Source organism: Pseudomonas sp. MF08875 (assembly GCF_059862525.1).
Window position 1 is genome coordinate 88,519 of the sequence record NZ_JCBCUW010000008.1, and the last position, 16,909, is coordinate 105,427.

Annotated in this window: 17 protein-coding genes and 1 riboswitch; of the genes, 10 read left to right on the forward strand and 7 right to left on the reverse strand. The window is 64.7% G+C overall.

What is annotated here, in order from left to right; translation table 11 throughout:
• The first annotated feature begins 257 nt into the window (after window positions 1–257).
• Window positions 258–1,172, forward strand: a complete 915-nt coding sequence (locus AC19YT_RS06660; protein ID WP_500609968.1) for a GGDEF domain-containing protein — start codon at window positions 258–260, stop codon at window positions 1,170–1,172.
• 9 nt (window positions 1,173–1,181) lie between these two features.
• Window positions 1,182–2,219: an AraC family transcriptional regulator gene (locus AC19YT_RS06665; protein ID WP_500609969.1), complete on the forward strand. Its 1,038-nt coding sequence runs from the start codon at window positions 1,182–1,184 to the stop codon at window positions 2,217–2,219.
• 165 nt (window positions 2,220–2,384) lie between these two features.
• On the opposite strand, the gene AC19YT_RS06670 is transcribed toward AC19YT_RS06665, so the two are convergent.
• The 5 genes from AC19YT_RS06670 to AC19YT_RS06690 all read right to left on the reverse strand — a co-directional run bounded on the left by AC19YT_RS06670 (window position 2,385) and on the right by AC19YT_RS06690 (window position 6,460).
• Complete coding sequence (locus tag AC19YT_RS06670) at window positions 2,385–3,392, reverse strand: isopenicillin N synthase family dioxygenase (RefSeq protein WP_500597838.1); 1,008 nt, start codon at window positions 3,390–3,392, stop codon at window positions 2,385–2,387.
• A gap of 8 nt (window positions 3,393–3,400) precedes the next feature.
• Window positions 3,401–4,144, reverse strand: coding sequence for an amino acid ABC transporter ATP-binding protein (locus tag AC19YT_RS06675; protein ID WP_500609970.1), 744 nt, complete (start codon window positions 4,142–4,144; stop codon window positions 3,401–3,403).
• Window positions 4,141–4,857 carry an amino acid ABC transporter permease gene (locus AC19YT_RS06680; protein WP_095108252.1) on the reverse strand — a complete coding sequence of 239 codons (717 nt, stop codon included), beginning with the start codon at window positions 4,855–4,857 and terminating at the stop codon, window positions 4,141–4,143. Before AC19YT_RS06680 ends, AC19YT_RS06675 begins: the two co-directional genes overlap by 4 nt.
• Window positions 4,854–5,552, reverse strand: a complete 699-nt coding sequence (locus AC19YT_RS06685) for an amino acid ABC transporter permease (RefSeq protein ID WP_095108251.1) — start codon at window positions 5,550–5,552, stop codon at window positions 4,854–4,856. Before AC19YT_RS06685 ends, AC19YT_RS06680 begins: the two co-directional genes overlap by 4 nt.
• A gap of 83 nt (window positions 5,553–5,635) precedes the next feature.
• Window positions 5,636–6,460, reverse strand: coding sequence for an ABC transporter substrate-binding protein (locus AC19YT_RS06690; protein ID WP_500609971.1), 825 nt, complete (start codon window positions 6,458–6,460; stop codon window positions 5,636–5,638).
• Between the two features lie 401 nt (window positions 6,461–6,861).
• Between AC19YT_RS06690 and AC19YT_RS06695 the strand changes: the two genes are divergently transcribed.
• The 5 genes from AC19YT_RS06695 to AC19YT_RS06715 all read left to right on the forward strand — a co-directional run bounded on the left by AC19YT_RS06695 (window position 6,862) and on the right by AC19YT_RS06715 (window position 11,348).
• On the forward strand, window positions 6,862–7,707 hold the full coding sequence (locus AC19YT_RS06695; protein ID WP_500609972.1) for an ABC transporter substrate-binding protein: 846 nt from the start codon (window positions 6,862–6,864) through the stop codon (window positions 7,705–7,707).
• A gap of 58 nt (window positions 7,708–7,765) precedes the next feature.
• On the forward strand, window positions 7,766–9,274 hold the full coding sequence (locus AC19YT_RS06700; RefSeq protein WP_095108248.1) for an amino acid ABC transporter permease/ATP-binding protein: 1,509 nt from the start codon (window positions 7,766–7,768) through the stop codon (window positions 9,272–9,274).
• Between the two features lie 17 nt (window positions 9,275–9,291).
• Window positions 9,292–9,957, forward strand: a complete 666-nt coding sequence (locus AC19YT_RS06705; protein WP_095108247.1) for a GntR family transcriptional regulator — start codon at window positions 9,292–9,294, stop codon at window positions 9,955–9,957.
• A 16-nt stretch (window positions 9,958–9,973) separates the two neighbouring features.
• Window positions 9,974–10,825 (forward strand): urea carboxylase-associated family protein, encoded by an 852-nt coding sequence (locus tag AC19YT_RS06710; RefSeq protein ID WP_500597829.1) that lies wholly within the window; start codon window positions 9,974–9,976, stop codon window positions 10,823–10,825.
• A gap of 121 nt (window positions 10,826–10,946) precedes the next feature.
• Entirely contained in the window at window positions 10,947–11,348 is a 402-nt protein-coding gene (locus tag AC19YT_RS06715) for a hypothetical protein (protein WP_500597828.1), read from the forward strand.
• Between the two features lie 15 nt (window positions 11,349–11,363).
• On the opposite strand, the gene AC19YT_RS06720 is transcribed toward AC19YT_RS06715, so the two are convergent.
• On the reverse strand, window positions 11,364–12,533 hold the full coding sequence (locus AC19YT_RS06720) for an acetyltransferase domain-containing protein (protein WP_500609973.1): 1,170 nt from the start codon (window positions 12,531–12,533) through the stop codon (window positions 11,364–11,366).
• Between the two features lie 153 nt (window positions 12,534–12,686).
• A riboswitch (cobalamin riboswitch) is annotated at window positions 12,687–12,890 on the forward strand.
• A 145-nt stretch (window positions 12,891–13,035) separates the two neighbouring features.
• Between AC19YT_RS06720 and AC19YT_RS06725 the strand changes: the two genes are divergently transcribed.
• Window positions 13,036–14,052, forward strand: coding sequence for an ABC transporter substrate-binding protein (locus tag AC19YT_RS06725; RefSeq protein ID WP_500609974.1), 1,017 nt, complete (start codon window positions 13,036–13,038; stop codon window positions 14,050–14,052).
• 11 nt (window positions 14,053–14,063) lie between these two features.
• On the opposite strand, the gene AC19YT_RS06730 is transcribed toward AC19YT_RS06725, so the two are convergent.
• The gene (locus tag AC19YT_RS06730; RefSeq protein WP_176465081.1) at window positions 14,064–14,225 is read right to left on the reverse strand and encodes a hypothetical protein; all 162 of its coding nucleotides are present in this window, start codon (window positions 14,223–14,225) and stop codon (window positions 14,064–14,066) included.
• Window positions 14,226–14,256: 31 nt separating this feature from the next.
• On the opposite strand from AC19YT_RS06730, the gene AC19YT_RS06735 reads away from it, so the two are divergent.
• Together AC19YT_RS06735 and AC19YT_RS06740 are read left to right on the forward strand one after the other, a co-directional pair.
• Window positions 14,257–15,603 carry an OprD family porin gene (locus AC19YT_RS06735; RefSeq protein ID WP_500609975.1) on the forward strand — a complete coding sequence of 449 codons (1,347 nt, stop codon included), beginning with the start codon at window positions 14,257–14,259 and terminating at the stop codon, window positions 15,601–15,603.
• Window positions 15,604–15,703: 100 nt separating this feature from the next.
• Complete coding sequence (locus AC19YT_RS06740) at window positions 15,704–16,648, forward strand: class I SAM-dependent methyltransferase (RefSeq protein ID WP_500609976.1); 945 nt, start codon at window positions 15,704–15,706, stop codon at window positions 16,646–16,648.
• Window positions 16,649–16,909: the final 261 nt, after the last annotated feature.

Below are 16,909 nucleotides of genomic sequence, written 5' to 3' on the forward strand. Positions count from 1 at the left end.
CTGCACTGCCCACCCTGTGGGAGCGGGCCGGGCGAGCTTCGCTTGCCCGCGATGGGGTTAGTACGGCCCCGGTGTCTCTACCCGGCGCAACTGCGCCATCGCGGGCAAGCCCGCTGCCACAGGGCGATCAAGCAGGCGCCGCCGTGCATTGGCCTGAGCTGATCCGACCTCCCCGCCTCTTTTCCCCACTGTCACCCAACGGTCACATGCATCTGCTGTGCTGGCGCCCATTGCTTGTTTGCCCAAGGATCGCCGCCATGTTTTCTGTGCTCAAACCCCACCGCTGGAAACTCGGCGCCCTGTTGCTGGCCGCCAACCTCGGCTTGCTGCTGCACCTGGCCTGCGGCGACCTCAAGGCGGTCAGCGAATGGGTGTGGCTGGACATCATCGGCGAAGCCGGTTCGGCGCTGTTGGCGTTGCTGTGGCTGGGCCTGGTGCTCAAGAGCCGCCCCGCCGGGCGCGTCACCAACTACCTGGCACTGGGCCTGAGCTGCATCTTTTTCTCCTGGTGGGTCGATAGCCTCGACGAGTTCATCCGCCTGCCCGACAGCATCACCTGGGATCACTGGCTCGAATCCGGGCCGATGCCCGTGGGCATGGTGTTGCTGACCCTGGGCATCTACCACTGGCACCGCGAGCAACTGGCGATCAGTGCGCAAATGGAAAAGCGCGAACGGCTGTTTCGCGAGCATCGCCTGTTCGACAAGCTCACCCCGCTGGCAGGCGCCGACTATCTCAAGCAGCAGTTGGCCGCCAGCCTGCACGACAGCCTTGAGCAACAACAGCCACTGTCCTTGCTGGTGCTGGACCTGGACAACTTCGCCGCCATCAACCAGGGCTTCGGCCACAGCGAGGGCGATGCGGTGCTCCAGGCCCTGAGCCATATGCTGCTGCTCAACCTGCGGCGCCAGGACTTGCTCTGCCGCTTGGCCGGGGACCGCTTTGTGGTGCTGCTGCCCAACACCGGCGAGAGCCAGGCGCGCCTGCTGGCCCTGGAGCTGGAACAAGCGGTGCAGGGCCTGGCCCACAAGACCCGCCAGCATGGCGAGCGCCTGCACCTGGCCGCGACCACCGCGGTGGTGATGGCGGTCGAGGAACCGGCGCACGTGCTGCTCAAGCGCCTCAACCTGGCTCTGGCCCGGGCGAAAAAGCCCCTGGCCAGAACCGCCTGAGGCGCCAGCATGACGGTCAAGACCACTTGGTACGAGAACGACAGCCGTTTCATCCCTGGGCACTACCAACCGGCGTGCCTGATCGACCTGGCGCTGTCGCGGGATATCGACAGCCATCGCCTGCTGCGCGGCACTGGGTTGTTCCACGAAGACATCCTCGCCGGCCAGGCGCGCCTGAGCCCGCAGCAGTTCCTCGGCCTGATCGCCAACAGCCGGCGCCTGCTGAATGCTGACGACAGCAGCTTCCTCTTCGGCCAACGCCTGCTGCCCGGCCATTACGGTGCAGCCAGCCAGGCCCTGCACCACGCGCAAAACCTGCACCAGGCCCTCGATATCCTGACCCAGCAGCAAGCCCTGCTCAGCCCATTGATGAGCCCATGCCTGGTGCTGGACGAGCACTACGCCTACCTGTTTTGGAGGGACAGCTGCGGCGCCGGCGAGCAAGGGCGTTTTCTGCTGGAAGCGAGCATGACCTCGCTGGTCGCCATGAGCCAATGGCTGGGCGGCCAGCGCCTGCCCTGGGAATGCAGCTTCAGCCACGCCGAGCCGCGCTATGTCGAGCAGTATTGGGTGCACCTGGGCGAGCAGACCCGCTTCAACCGCCCACTGGACTTGATGCGCCTGCCCCGCCAGTACCTCGCCCAGCCCTGGCCCAATGCCTCGGCCACCGCCGGCCAGGTCGCCCGCCAACAGGCCCACGACAGCCTCGAGCAACTGGGCTTTGCTGGCAGCTTTCTGGAGGTGTTCAGCACCTACCTGCACGAACACGTGCGTCAGGCACCCAGCCTGGAGCAAGCAGCCCAGGCCTTCGCCATGAGCCCGGCGACCCTCAAGCGCAAATTGCACAAGCACGACACCGGGTTCCAGCAACAGGTGGACCGGGTGCGCAAGCACGTGGCGCTGTACCTGTACCAAATCAAGGGCTTGAGCAACGAGGCCGTGGCCGAGTACCTGAACTTCAACGACCCGGCGAACTTTCGCCGTTCGTTCAAGCGCTGGACCGGCAGCACCCCGGGGTTGATCCGCCAGTTATTGGGCGGTGGTTGAGGGGCGGGCCAAGAACGGGAACGCAATCCGTGGGCGCCTGGCTGCCCGCGATGGCGATCTTGCTGCCGTCATCGCGGGCAGGCCCGCTCCCACAAAGCCTGGCTTGCCAGCGGTGGTGATCTTGCGGCCGTCATCGCGGGCAGGCCCGGTCCCACAGTGCTGCGATCAGTCGCGCAGGTTATCCCGTAACTGCGGGAACACCTTGCTGACCTTGGCCAACAGGTAATCGCCGTACTGGCCGTTGAAGGCATGGACGTTGGCCTGGTCCCAACGCCGGGCGCTGTCGTCTTGTTGTTCGACCACGGGCAGGCCTTCGATGGGCTGCACCCGGGCGTGGTAGTTGGGGTCGAAAAACAGCGGGAACGATAAGCGGTCGGTGCCCGAGGTGTTACGCACCACCCGGTGCGGTGTGGAGCGGTAGAGGCCGCCGGTCATGCGCTCGAGCATGTCGCCGATGTTGCACACGAACGCGCCGGGCACCGGCGGTGCGTCGATCCAACCCTGGGGCGTGCGCACTTGCAGGCCGCCGATGCGGTCCTGGTGCAGCAGGGTCAGCACGCCATAGTCGGTGTGTTCGCCCACGCCCCACTGCACGTCCAGGCCCTCGGGCACCGGTTGCGAGGGGTAGTTGAACAGGCGGAACAGGATCAGCGGCTCGGCCGTGTAGCGCTGGGCAAAATACTGCGCGTCAAGGCCCAGGCTCAGGGCGATGCCGGCCATCAAGCGATGGCCCAAAGCGGTGACGGCGGCCATGTAGTCGAGGATGGTTTCACGCAATTGCGGCACATCGGGGAACAGGTTGGCGCCATGCACCGGGGTGCGGGCCTGGACTTGCGGGGCGCTGTCGTCCAGTTCGGTGCCCAGGTACAGGCCTTCTTTCCAGTCCGGGCGGCTGGAGGTCAGTTCGCCGCCCAGGGGGAAGTAGCCGCGCCAGGCGCGCCCGCCCAATTCCATGCGCCAGCGCAGTTTGTCGGCCTCCTCGCGGGCGAAAAATTCCCGGCTCAGGGTTTCCAGGCGCTGCACCAGCGCCGGGTCGATGCCGTGGCCGACCACATAGAAAAAACCCTGCTCACGGCAGGCGCGGTTGATCTGGGCGGCCACCTCGCGGGGGTCGCCGCCATTGCCCAGCGCAGTCACATCGATCAGCGGCAAGGTCGCGCTCGTAGCGTTCATAAAGCCTCTCAAACGGCAGAAGAAAACGGGGTGCGGATATCCGCGAGGAATTTTTGCGTGCGCGGGTGGCTGGGGGTCTGGAAAAAGGCTTCGGGCGCTGCCCGTTCCAGCACGCGGCCCTGGTCCATGAACAGCACGCGGTCGGCCACGTCCCGGGCAAAGCCCATTTCGTGGGTGACCACCACCATGGTCATGCCGTCGCGGGCCAGGTCGCGCATCACCAGCAGCACCTCGCCGACCATTTCCGGGTCCAGGGCGCTGGTGGGCTCGTCGAACAGCATCAGCGGCGGCTGCATCGCCAGGGCACGGGCAATCGCCACCCGTTGCTGCTGGCCGCCGGAGAGGTTGGCGGGCAAGGCATCGGCCTTGTGTGCCAGGCCCACGCGTTCAAGCAGGGCCATGGCCTCCCGGCGCGCCTGGGGCGGTTTAAGGCCGCGCAGGCGGATCGGCGCCAGGGTGCAGTTGTCCAGCACGCTGAGGTGGGGGAACAGGTTGAACTGCTGGAACACAAACCCGATACGCGAGCGAAAGCGGTTGAGGTCCATGGCCTTGGCGTGGATGTCCTGGCCATCGATGAGGATATGCCCACCCTGGATCGGCTCCAGGCGATTGAGGGTACGGATCAGGGTGGATTTGCCCGAGCCGGACGGCCCGCAAATCACCACCACCTCGCCCTTGGCGATGTGTTCGTCGACGTCCACCAGGGCGTGGTAGGCGCCGTACCATTTGTTGACCTGTTGCAGGTGGATCATGGCGCAACCTTGCTGTTGTCAGTGAGGGGAACGGGGCGTGCCTGGCGTTGCTCCAGCCAAAAGGCGAAGCGGGACAGGCCAAAGCACAGCAGGAAGTAAGTCAGGCCCAGGATCAGGTACACCTGCACCGGCAGGGTGAACACCTGGCTGTTGATCTGGGAGGCGATAAAGGAGATTTCCGCCAGGCCAATGATGTAGCCCAAGGAGGTTTCCTTGACCGTGGACACGAACTGGTTGACCAGCGACGGCAGCATGCTGCGCAACGCCTGGGGCAGGATCACCCAGGCCATGCTGCGCCAGTAGCCAAAGCCCAGGGAGCGCGAGGCCTCGACCTGGCCCCGGTCCACCCCCAGCACCCCGGCGCGCACGATCTCCGCCAGGTACACGGCGTCGAACAGCACCAGGGCCATGAGCATGGTGGTGAACTGGTCGGTCTTGTGCCCGGTGACGCTAGGCAAAAAGAAGTACGCCCAGAACACCACCATCAGCAGTGGGATCCCGCGCACGCCGAACACCAGCCCGGTCACCGGCCAGCGCAACCAGCGCCAGGGGCTGATGCGCGCCAGCCCCAGCAAAACGCCCAATGGCATGGCCAGCAGCAGGCCCAGGGAGGCCAGCACTAGGGTCAGGGCCAGGCCGCCCAAAGGGCCGTTGGGGTATTGCCCCACCAGGAAATACACCCAGTAGGTGTCGATCAGTTCCAGGGTGCTCATCGGCTGGCCACCTGCCCATAGCGGTGCTGATACCACGCCGCCGCCGCGGTAATCAGCAACGACACACTCAAGTACGCGGCCGTGGCGAAGGCGAAGGATTCCAGGCTGCGAAAGGTCGCGCTTTCCACCTGCCCGGCCTGGTACATCAGCTCGGCCACGCCAATCACCGTGGCGATGCTGGTGTTCTTCCACAGGTTCAGGGTTTGGGAAATCAGCGGCGCCACGGTCACGCGCAGGGCCTGGGGCAAGATCACCAGGCGCATGCTCGCCAGGTAGCCAAAGCCCAGGGCCCGCCCCGCTTCCAGTTGCACGGCGGGAATCGCGCGGATACCGCTGCGGATGTCTTCGCTCATGTAGGCGGCGGTGTACAGGGTCAGGGCGACGATGGCGCTGGTGGCTTCTATGTTGCCGGCGTACAACCATTCACGGGCGGCGTCGGGGAGCAGTTCCGGCGCGCCGAAATACCAGAACAGCATGTGCGCCAACAGCGGCACATTGCGGATCGATTCCACATAGGCAAAGCCCAGCCATTGCAGGGGCCGCAACGGCGCCAGGCGCAGCAGCGCGATCAGCAGGGCCAGGGGCAGCGCCAGCAGCAGGGTCACGCCGGCGAGTTTGAGTGACAGGGCCAGGCCGCTGAACAGCATGTCGTGGTATTGACCGCTCAGCAGTAGCGAATAATCGAATTGCAACATCGTGGGCACACGCCTTTGAAGGCCGGCGGGCGCCTATCGGCGTTCTTCTTGCGAAGCGTCGATGTCAGGGCCCGCCCACCGTGTTACTGGACCTGATCGGAGTCGATCTTGAAGTGCCGCGCCGGTTGGTTGGACTTGGTGCCCGGGCCATACCACTTGAGGTACAGCTGCTCGGCTTCACCGCTGTTTTCCAGGCGTGCCAGGGTTTTGTCCACGGCCGCTTTCAGCTCGGCGCTGTCCTTGGGCAAGGCCAGGGCCAAGGCTTCGGTGCTGAGGTTTCGCGGCAGGATGGCGTAGCCCGCCGAGGCGGCGCCGATTTTGGCGAAGTCGTTGGTCAGCGCCGATTCGTCATCGACAAAGGCCTGGCCCTTGCCTTGTTGCAGCGCCAGCAACGCCTGTTGCGAAGTCTCGAAGGTGACCACTTGCGCAGTGGGAATGGCCTTGCGGATGTTCGGCTCCTGGGTGCCGCCCTTGACCGTCAACACCTTCTTGCCGGCCAGTTGCTCCAGGGCGGTGATGCCGGTGGTTTTCTTCACCAGGGCCTTCTGCCCGGTAATCAGGATCGAGTAGGAGAAGTCCACCAGCGCCTCACGCTCCTTGTTGTGGGTCAGGGAGGCGGCCAGCAGGTCGACACGGCCCTGTTGCAACTCGGGAATGCGCGCCGCCACCGAGATCTGCTTGAACACCGGTTTGACCCCCAAATCCTTGGCCACCGCCGTGCCCAGGTCGATTTCATAGCCGATGAGCTGGCGGGTCTTGGCGTCGATAAAGCTGTTGGGTTCGTCGGTGCCCAGGGTGCCGATGACAATCTCGCCCTTTTGCTTGATGGCGGCGATGTCAGCCAATGCACCGACGCTGGCGAGGGAAAGGGCAGCCGCTACGGCCGCGGTAAGCAGGCGAATCTTCATGGCAGGTCTCTCAAGAAAAGGGCGAGGGTCAGGGCCTGACGCAGTTAACGCTTGCTGCCGACAACAGCAACAACGATGCAGGCCATCTGCCATGGAGCTTACTCAACAACGCAAATAAAGATAAAAGAACAGTTTTTTATAACCATAGAACATATGTGTTTATCACCCCGCCCTCGGTAACACCCTCTCCAACATCACCTGCAACAACGCCCCACTTCGTGGCATTCGGTAACCCCGCGCACCGAACTGGGGATATCTGGCAAAAAAGATCATTAGATCTGGACAAAAAACGTCCAATCCCAACGATAAAACCATAGTTGGCACGATATCCGCTTACCAGAAAATAACAGATTGTTGAACAATCACCGACGCATCAGCTTCCAGCAACCGAGGATACGAACATGCAAAAAGGTCTGACGGGCAAGAACTCCACGCGCAATCTGGCATTGGCCATCGCCCTGGCCTGTGTGACGCCGCTGGTGGCCGGCGCCGAGGTCAAGGGCGCACTCAAGGCCGGTGAACTGTCCATTGGTTCGGACCTCACCTACCCGCCCTACACCTACCTGGACAACAAGCAAGCCGCCGGTTTCGACCCCGAGTTCATGCAGCTCATGGGCAAGCAACTGGGGGTGGCGCCGCGCTTTCTCGACACCCGTTTCGCCAACCTGGTGTTGGGCGTGAACGCCCAGCGGTTCGACGTGGTGGCCTCGGCGCTGTACGTCACCCCCGAGCGCGCTCGCCAGGTGGATTTCCTCAGCTACCTGAAAACCGGCTCGTCGCTGATGGTGCGCAGCAATGGCGATTTCCAGCCGCGCACACCTGAGGACCTGTGTGGCAAGCGCGTGGGCTCGATCAAGGGCGCGTCCTGGGTACCCAAGCTGAACAAAGTCTCGGCCGAGCATTGCCTGGCGGCGGGCAAACCGGCGATCCAGTCCCGCGAGTTCCCTACCTCGCCGGAAGCGGCGCAGGCCCTGTTGGCCCAGGCCGTGGACGTGCAGATGGAAGACGCCGCGGTGGCGAAGATCACCGCGCAAAAACTCCAGGGCAAGACGGTCATCAGCTCCACCGAACTGATTTACCCGGTGGTAATCGGCCTGGCCGTGCGCAAGGGCAACCAACCGCTGCTCGATGAGCTGAGCGGTGCCCTGGGCAAGCTGCGCGAAGACGGCAGCTATGGCGCCCTGCTCGAGCGCTACAACCTGGCCGAGCCAAGCGCCGAGGAAATCCGTGCGGCCCTGGGCAACTAAGCCCGCCCGCCCCTTCACCGACCCGGGCCGCGCGCGGCCCGCCCTGCGGAGCACGTACATGCAATTCGATTGGCACTACACCCTGGGCCTGTTGTGGAACGCCGACTTCTGGCGCGCCGTGGCCACCGTGGTCGAACTGAGCCTGGAAACCTGGCTGCTGGGCATTGTCCTGGGCTTTCTCCTGGCGTTGGCGCGCCAGTCGCAACGGCGCTGGCTGCGCGACACGGCCGGGGTCTACATCTGGTTCTTCCGCAGCCTCCCCCTGTTGGTGCTGCTGATCTTCGTCTACAACCTGCCCCAGGTGTTCCCGTCCACCAGCCTGGTGCTGTCCAACCCCTACTCCGCCGGCCTGATCGCCCTGGTGCTCAGCGAAGCGGCGTACATTGCCGAAATCCACCGTGGCGGCCTGATGGCCGTGGCCAAGGGCCAACTGGAAGCGGGCAAGGCCCTGGGCGTCGGTTATCGCGGCATCCAGCGCCTGATTGTGGTGCCCCAGGCCCTGCGCGTGGCGCTGCCGACCCTGGCCAACGAATACATCACCATCGTCAAGCTGACCTCGTTGGTGTCGGTGATTTCCCTCTCGGAAATCCTCCTGGTGGGCCAGCAGCTCTACACCCAGAACTTTCTGGTGATGGAAACCATGCTCGCCGTGGCCTTCTATTACGTGTTCATCGTCACCGTGTTCAGCCGTTTGCTGCGGGTGCTGGAAAACCACCTCGATGTAACCCGACGCAAACCCAAGCACATCGCCGCTGTTGATCTCAGCCAGGTCGCCACCGCCCGTGCCGCCGGCCAGGCCGAACCGGGCGAATTCGCCTTGCAGGCCCGTGGCGTGCGCAAAGCCTACGGTGAGCTGCAAGTGCTCAAGGGCGTGCAATTGAACGTGCGCTGGGGCGAGGTGGTGTCGATCATCGGCCCGTCCGGCTCGGGCAAGACCACCCTGATCCGTACCATGAATGGCCTGGAAACCCTCGACCACGGGGACATCACCCTACAAGGCCAGCCGTTCCTGCGCGGCACCAAAGAGGCCCAAGGCCCGTTGGGGCACAAGGTGCACATGAACGGTATCGTCCACGTCGGCATGGTGTTCCAGGGCTTCAACCTGTTCCCCCATAAAACCGCCCTGGAAAACGTCATGATGGCGCCGCTCTACCACGCCCACGGCGGCGACGAGGACCTACGCCTGCTGAGCCTGGCCCTGCTGCGCAAAGTGGGCATGCTCGACCACGCCGGCAAGTACCCGCACCAGCTCTCCGGCGGGCAGCAGCAGCGCGTGGCGATCGCCCGCGCCCTGGCCATGCGGCCCTCGGTGATGCTGTTCGACGAACCCACCTCGGCCCTGGACCCGGAACTGGTGGGCGATGTGCTGGCGGTGATCGAAGAACTGGCCCGCGAAGGCATGACCATGGTCATCGTCACCCACGAAATGAACTTCGCCTTCAAGCTCTCCGACCGCGTGGTGTTCATGGAAGGCGGCGAGATCATCCAGGACGCCGCGCCCCGGCAGATGCTGGAGCAACGCAGCGAACGCATGACCAAGTTCCTCAAAGACGTGCAACTGGCCTGAGCCAAGGGAGCCACACCGTGAGCCAAACCAAGGAACCGAGCCTGTCACTGGCCGACCAAGTGGCCATTGAACTGCGCGAAGACATCATTGGCGGGCGCCTGTTGCCGGGCATGCCGCTGGTGGAAAGCGAACTGGTCAACCACTACAACGCCTCGCGCAACACTGTGCGCGAGGCCCTGCACCAGCTCGGGCGCGAAGGCCTGGCCAGCTACGTGCGCAACAAGGGCGTGATGGTGCGGCGCCTGGGTATCGACGAAGTACGCGACATTTTCAAAGTACGGCGCACCCTGGAATTGCAGGCCATCGCCGCCAGCAAACCACTGCGCGAGTACCAGTCCGACCTGATGCTGCAAGCCATCGAAGCTGCGCAACTGGCCCAGGACCGCGAAAACTGGCAGGCCTTCGGCACCCACAGCCTGCGTTTTCACCAACACATCGTCGGCCTGCTGCGCAGCCCCCTGTTCGACGAATTCTTCACCCATGTCGCCGCCCAGATGCGTTTGGTGTTCTCCAACGCCCCCAGCGAAGAAACCTTCCAGAAACCCTGGCTGGAGCGCGACCGGCACATCCACGACCTGCTGGGCGAGGGGCGCAAGAAAGAAGCCGAAGAAGCCATGAGCAGCTACCTCAACGACTCCGAACGGGTGTTGCTGGACATTCTCGCCAGCATCCCCAAACACTGAAAAAAGAGGACCCACCATGTACAAGGACTACCCCGCGGCCTACCAGGTCAGCAAAGGCGCCGCCCTGCAAGTCGATACCGCGTTCTACGACCGCGTGCGCCAGACCCCAAGCGCTCGCACCCTGATCGAGCAGTTCGAAGTGCCGATCCGCACCGGCCGCGCCTGGAAAGTGCCGGCCGGCCATGTATTCCGCGTGACCACCCCGGTCGGCCCGCAGGTGGGCGATTTCAACGTGTGGAACGCCAACGACCCACGCGAACGCATGTGGGCCGCGCGCACCCGCCAGTTGCAGGGCGCCCACGTGACCACCTATGACCGCTTGTGGTCGAACCTGCCGTTTCTGCGCCCGATGGTCACCATCACCGACGACAGCCTGGCCGCCTACGGCATCGACGAGCACGGCGGGCGCCTGCACGACCTGCTCGGCACCCGCTGCGACCCCTACGTGAACAAAATGCTCACCGGCGAAGACTTCCACCACCACTGCCACTCCAACCTGACCCGCGCTGTGCTGCCCCACGGCCTGACCGAGTTCGACGTGCATGACGTGCTGAACATCTTCCAGTGCACGGGCCTTAACCACGACGACATGTACTTCATGAAAGCCTGCCCGGCGCAGAAAGGTGACTACCTGGAGTTCTTCGCCGAAATCGACCTGCTGTGCGCCCTCTCCACCTGCCCGGGCGGCGACCTCTCGCTGCCGATGTGGGGCCCGGACGCCGAAGACCCGCTCAAGGTCTGCCGACCCCTGGGCGTGGAAATCTACCGCCTCGACGACAGCCTGCTCGACGGCTGGCAACCGCCGCAACGCGCCGCCTACAACGGCAACCATGGCCTGCTGATCCCCAAGGCGGAGTGGGAGAAGTAAGGCCCTGGGCGCCCGCCTGACGATGAGGCCGGCACAGCCAGCCTCTGCGTTGCACGCGCGCCACCCGGTGCGCTGGCGCCGTGATAGGCAAAGCCGCGCGCCAGTCGCTATGCTGCTGCCCATGACCACGCCTGCCCACCTGCGCCAACCCTGCCCTCCCGGCGCCTGCACCTGCGGGCGCGACCGCTTGCCGGAGCAGGAACTGCTGCAATTGCCGATCCTGAGCCTGACCCGGGCCGAAGAAAAACGCCTGCTCGAACGCCTGGAAAACCTGCACAGCCTGGACGACCTGGAACACATGCAGCGCAAAATGCTCCAGTTGCTCGGCATCCGCGTGCAGGTCGCCCCCGGTTTCAATGAAGTGCGCAGCATGCGCGGCATCCAGATCCAGATCGACGACACCCCAGGCCTGTGCCGCAAAACCCGCCAGACCATCCCTGCCGCTATCCGCCGCGCCCTGGAAAAAAACCCGCAGATCGCCTACAGCCTGCTCAACGCCAACGACCTGCTGCGCGACGCCTGAGCCGTGCCGTAGGGGCTACAGGTATTTGAGCCAGGCGAGGTCGCGGCGCCTGGCCTTGAGCGCTGAGAACCAGCGCACTGGCGGGTACACCGCCAGCGCCAGGGCCATCGCCATCAGCCACACCGCGCCAATGGAGTCGAAGCCAAAGTAGCTGCCCTGGTTCAGCCCGAACGCCGCCACCGCCAATAGATACAAGGCTTTGAGCACATACAGGTGCAGCAGGTAGAAGAACATCGGCGCCGAGCCCAATACCGTCAACGGCAGCAGCCACCGCCGCTGGCCGGCCCGCTCGAAGGCCAGCAACAGCAGCAGCCCAAGCCCGAGGGTCAAGGTCAGGAACAGCAGCGACGGCGGGTACTTGGTGATGTTGAAAAAGCCCATCAGGGTGTGCAGCGCGGTGTCGCCCACGGCCCAGGGTTTTTCGCCATAACCGTTGGCCAGGCGCACCAGCACAAACCCCAGCAACGCCGCCACACCCCAGCCCAGCAAGCGCCGCTGGCGCCCCGCCACCGGCGTGCTGCGGCTGAACCACGGCCCCAGCACGTAGCCCAGGGCGATCACGCCGATCCACGGCAATACCGGGTAAGAGGTACGCAGGCGCAAATCCGCAGAAAACGCCAGCCAGCCACGGTCGTGGAGGATCGCCCACGGCACGTGCAAGGCCGACTCCACGGGAAAATGCACGCCGTCCAGCAGGTTGTGCCCGGCGATGATCGCCACCGCCAGCAATGCCAACACCGGCCGTGGCAGCCACACCAGCAGCGACAGCGCGAGCATGCTCAGGCCGATGGCCCAGATCACTTGCAGGTAGATCACGCTGGGCGGGAACTGGAAGGTCCAGGCGAAATTCACCAAGGTCAGCTCCAGCAGGACCAGGAACAACCCACGCTTGAACAGGAACGCCGCGACATCAGCCTTGCCGGCATATTTTTCGCCGTACAACCACGCCGACAACCCGGTGAGCAGCACAAACACCGGGGCGCACAAATGGGCCAGGGTACGGCTGATAAACAGACTCGGTTCGGTGCTGGCGATGTCCATCGGGTCGCCGACCTGGCGGTGCAGCAGGAAGGTTTCGCGCACGTGATCGAGCAGCATGAACAGGATCACCAGCCCACGCAGGGCATCGATGGACAGCAGACGTGAAATCGGGGGGCTAACAGCGGGTGAAGGGGTATGGGTCATGGAGTATTCGCAACGGGATGATAGGAAACCCGCTCGCCAGAGCGGTCGATGAAAAGCTTGAACCGTTACCTTATAACATGACAAGCTAGCGCAATGCACCGCGCAATCACGGCCATACACTTGCCCCGCCGCTGGTTGAATGCGTATCGATGAACTAACATGCCGCCCGCCGGTTGGCGCAAGGAACTGACAGGGAATCCCCCAGCGCGCCGTAAGCCACGCTGAAACGGAACTGCCCCCGCAACTGTAGGCGCCGAGCCCCCTGCCTCCACGCACGCCACCGGAAAACCTCCCGGGAAGGCCGCTGGCGGACCGCGAAGCGCCAATCAGAACACCTGCCGGCCCGTAGCAAACACTAACCGGCGGGGTGTCCGGAAAGGACATCCGCACGCGGTTTTCGATGCGTTTTCAGCTTTACCCTGCCCTGGCGGCAGCGTTTGAGGGATGTGTTTTCCAAGGCCGTGCCCTGCCCGTGCACCGGTTCCAATGGAGATCGCATTTCATGTCACTGCCCCACCTCAACGCCCTGTTCGCCGGCCTCGGCCTGACCTCGCTGAGCCTGTGCGCCAGTGCCACCGAATACCCGTTGCACCTGAACAACTGCGGCGTGCCCCTGACGTTCAGCGAGGCGCCGGCCAAGGCCGTGACCATCGGCCAATCCGGCACCGAGATGCTCTACGCCCTGGGCCTGGGCGACACACTGGTAGGCACCTCGCTGTGGTTCAACGAAGTGCTGCCGCAGTTCAAGGCCCAGGATGCCAAGGTCGAACGCCTGGCCGACAACGAACCCAGTTTTGAAGCGGTGATCGGCAAGCGCCCCGCCCTGGTGGCCGTGGACCTGGAGTGGATGGTTGGGCCCCAAGGCGCGGTCGGCACCCGCGAGCAGTTCCATGAACTGAAGATCTCTACCTACCTGCTGCCCTCCGACTGCGAAGGCAAGGACAACCTGGTGGGCGCCGATGGCACGCGCCTCAAGGCCTTCAGCGTGGACAGCCTGTACAAGAGCATCACCGAGCTTGCACAGATCTTCGATGTGGAGGACCGCGGCCAGCGCCTGGTCAGCGACCTGAAGAATCGCCTGGCCAACGCCGTGGCCCAGGCGCGCCAGCAGCACCCCCGGGACGTCTCCGCAGTGGTGTGGTTTTCCAGCGCCGACCTTGGCATCGACCCCTATGTGGCGGGCCGCAAGGGCATCCCCGATTTCATGCTCAGCGCCCTGGGGATGCGCAACGTGATCGAATCCGACGAGGAATGGCCCACCGTGGGCTGGGAAACCATCGCCAAGGCCAACCCCAGTATCCTGGTGATTGCGCGCATGGACCGGCGCCGCTACCCCGCCGACGACTACCGCAAAAAACTGGAATTCCTCAAGAGCGACCCAGTGACCCGCCACATGGACGCAGTCAAGCACGACCGCATCGTCATCATCGACGCCCACGGCATGAACGCCAGCACGCGGATGTTCGGCGCCATTGAGGAGCTGGCCAGCGCTGTTGAGCACTTCAAGTTGCCTAAATGAGACACGCCCGGTTACTCGGCCATGGCCTGTTGGTGCTGGCGGTGATCGCCGGCGCGGCCCTGGGCGAAACCGCCATCAGCCTGCCCATGGTCTTGCAAACCCTGGCCAATAAGCTTCGGGGCGCGGGCTGGTTGACCGACCCCAGCGATGGCGCGCAGATCCTGCGCTTCCACGCCTCTTTAACCCTTCCTGGAGACCACCCCGATGCGTTACATCACTGCGCTGGCACTGCCCGTCGCCTTGCTCGGCCACAGCACCCTGGCCAACGCCGGGTCCGCCCAGGAACAGGCCAAGGGTTTTGTCGAAGACAGCACCTGGACCCTGCTCAACCGCAGCGTGTACGACCAACGCGAGTACCGTCACGGCGCCCGCAGCAACGGCGCGCGCAACGCCTACAAACCCCGCAGCGAGCGCAATGGCTACGGCGAAGAATGGGCCTACGGGCTGATGGGCAGCGTGCAGTCGGGCTTTACCCAGGGCACGGTGGGTGTGGGCGTCGATGCCCACGCTTACCAAGGCTTGCAACTGGACAGCGGTGGCGGCCGCGCGGGCAAGGCGCGGCTGCTGGGGCTGGACCACGACGGCCACCCCAAAAACAGCTTCAGCCGTGGCGGCGCCGCGCTCAAGTTGCGGGTGTCGTCCACCACCCTGGCCTGGGGCGAACAACGGGTGAAAACCCCCGTATTCAGTTCCTCCGACAGCCGCCTCCTGCCGGAAACCGCCACCGGGCTGTTCCTCACCAGCCAGGAATGGGCCGGGGTGAAACTGCTGGGTGGGCACTTCACCGAAAGCACCGACCGCAATGCCTCGAGCCACGACCGCGGCTTTGTGGTCAATTACTCCAATGGCCGCCAGGGCAACGCCTTCGACCTTGCGGGCGTGGTCTACAGCGCCACCCCGGGCCTGAGCGCCAGCCTCTACACCTCACGTTATGCCGATACCTGGAACCAGCATTACCTGGGCGCCACGTTCAGCCACGCCTTGAGCCCCACCCGCTCACTGTCGCTGAACCTCAACCTGTACCGCACCACCGACGAGGGCCGGGCGCTGTCGGGACGTATCGACAACACCACGTGGAGCCTGATGTCCGGCTACACCAGCGGCCCGCAGACCTTCAGCCTGGGCTACCAGAAGGTGCGCGGCGACACGCCATTCGACTACGTCACCCGTGGGGCGATTTTCATCAGCAACGCCGTGCAGCTCTCGGACTTCAACGCGCCGAACGAGCAATCCTGGCAGGCGCGCTACGACCTGGGCCTGCAAACCTTCGGCTTGCCGGGGCTGAGCCTGAGCGCGGCCTACCTTCGTGGCAGCCAGATCGACGCCAGCCACCTCGACCCTGCGGGCGGCTACGCCTACCTGGGCTACGGCCAGGGTGGCAAACACTGGGAGCGCGACTTCGAAGCCCGCTATGTGGTGCAAAGCGGCAAGGCCAAGGGCGCGGCGTTTTCCGTGCGGCACAATGTGCATCGCGGCAACCGTGCCCAGGCCGAACTGGACAGCGACCAGATCCGCCTCGCGGTGGAATACCCCCTCGGCGGCGGCTTCTGAGCCAGGGGCATTGCCAAGAAGCAATGGCGCCAGGGCGAATCCAGCAGCGCCGTGGCTTTGTGTTTAGAATGCCGGCCTTTCCCCCTGCCGAACCTGCCCGATGAATGCCGACGCCCTGTCCACCCTGCACGCTCACCTGTCCACCGCCCTGCAAGCCCCGCCGGCCGAAACCCGGCGCCTGTTCCATGGCCGTGGGCGCTGCTGGCCGGGGCTGGAACAACTGACCGTAGACTGGCTGCAAGGGGTGGTGCTGGTGTCGTTGTTCAAGGAACCGAGCCAGGAACAGTTGCAGGCCCTCGTCGCCAGCCTGCACACCCTCACCCAGCAAGCGCCCTGGCAAGCCAGTGGCGCCCATCACCTGGCGCTGCAGCACCGCTACCTGCCGCAAAGCACCACCGAGTGGTTGTTGGGCGAGCCGCTGGAGCAATGGACCCTCACCGAGGGCGGCCTGCGCTACCTGCTGGACTTGGGCGTAAAGCAGAACAGCGGGCTGTTTCTCGACATGCGCTACGGCCGCGACTGGGTCAAGGCCAACGCTCGCGACCGGCGGGTGCTGAACCTGTTCGCCTACACCTGCGGCTTCTCGGTGGCGGCCATCGAGGGCGGCGCGCGCCATGTGGTCAACCTGGACATGTCCCGCGCGGCCCTGAGCCGAGGCCGCGACAACCACCGCCTCAACGGCCATGACCTGACCCGCGTGAGCTTTTTGGGCCATGACTTGTTCAAGTCCTGGGGCAAGGTCAAGCACACCGGGCCTTACGACCTGATAATCATCGACCCGCCGTCCTTCCAGAAAGGCAGCTTCCTGCTGACCAAGGACTACGCCCGCGTCATCCGCCGCCTGCCGGAACTGCTGGCCGAGGGCGGCACGGTCCTGGCGTGCATGAACGACCCGTCCCTGGGCGCCGACTTCATCATTGACGGCGTCACCCAAGGCGCCCCGGGCCTGCGCTTTGTGCAACGCCTGGACAACCCCCCGGAATTCCCCGACATCGACCCGCGCAGCGGCTTGAAGGCGCTGGTGTTTGTGGCGGGCGCTCAGTAAGGGCTTCGCCAGCAGGCCGGGCGGCGCCGCTCGCCCGCGAGGGTGGCATTCCAGCCGCCAGAAGTGCATCGCCTGCCCCGGCTTCATCGCGGGCAGGGCCCGCTCCCACAGTGTGGGTGGGATTTGTTTTTCCTCTGTGGGAGCGAGCCTGCTCGCGAGGGCGGCACGCAGTGGCGGTGACAAATGGCAGGGGTAACACAGTTGCTCCCATAGAAGAGGAGCAGAGCCCGCGCCCACACCAACCTGCCGCCATCGGCAAAT

Excerpts from the sequence above, each read along its gene's own strand:
- AC19YT_RS06710 (WP_500597829.1), top strand. The coding sequence starts at position 9,974 with ATGTACAAGGACTACCCCGCGGCCTACCAGGTCAGCAAAGGCGCCGCC.
- AC19YT_RS06685 (WP_095108251.1), bottom strand. The coding sequence starts at position 5,552 with ATGTTGCAATTCGATTATTCGCTACTGCTGAGCGGTCAATACCACGAC.
- AC19YT_RS06680 (WP_095108252.1), bottom strand. The coding sequence starts at position 4,857 with ATGAGCACCCTGGAACTGATCGACACCTACTGGGTGTATTTCCTGGTG.
- AC19YT_RS06700 (WP_095108248.1), top strand. The coding sequence starts at position 7,766 with ATGCAATTCGATTGGCACTACACCCTGGGCCTGTTGTGGAACGCCGAC.
- AC19YT_RS06690 (WP_500609971.1), bottom strand. The coding sequence starts at position 6,460 with ATGAAGATTCGCCTGCTTACCGCGGCCGTAGCGGCTGCCCTTTCCCTC.
- AC19YT_RS06720 (WP_500609973.1), bottom strand. The coding sequence starts at position 12,533 with ATGACCCATACCCCTTCACCCGCTGTTAGCCCCCCGATTTCACGTCTG.
- AC19YT_RS06675 (WP_500609970.1), bottom strand. The coding sequence starts at position 4,144 with ATGATCCACCTGCAACAGGTCAACAAATGGTACGGCGCCTACCACGCC.
- AC19YT_RS06735 (WP_500609975.1), top strand. The coding sequence starts at position 14,257 with ATGCGTTACATCACTGCGCTGGCACTGCCCGTCGCCTTGCTCGGCCAC.
- AC19YT_RS06670 (WP_500597838.1), bottom strand. The coding sequence starts at position 3,392 with ATGAACGCTACGAGCGCGACCTTGCCGCTGATCGATGTGACTGCGCTG.
- AC19YT_RS06740 (WP_500609976.1), top strand. The coding sequence starts at position 15,704 with ATGAATGCCGACGCCCTGTCCACCCTGCACGCTCACCTGTCCACCGCC.
- AC19YT_RS06725 (WP_500609974.1), top strand. The coding sequence starts at position 13,036 with ATGTCACTGCCCCACCTCAACGCCCTGTTCGCCGGCCTCGGCCTGACC.
- AC19YT_RS06660 (WP_500609968.1), top strand. The coding sequence starts at position 258 with ATGTTTTCTGTGCTCAAACCCCACCGCTGGAAACTCGGCGCCCTGTTG.
- AC19YT_RS06665 (WP_500609969.1), top strand. The coding sequence starts at position 1,182 with ATGACGGTCAAGACCACTTGGTACGAGAACGACAGCCGTTTCATCCCT.
- AC19YT_RS06715 (WP_500597828.1), top strand. The coding sequence starts at position 10,947 with ATGACCACGCCTGCCCACCTGCGCCAACCCTGCCCTCCCGGCGCCTGC.
- AC19YT_RS06695 (WP_500609972.1), top strand. The coding sequence starts at position 6,862 with ATGCAAAAAGGTCTGACGGGCAAGAACTCCACGCGCAATCTGGCATTG.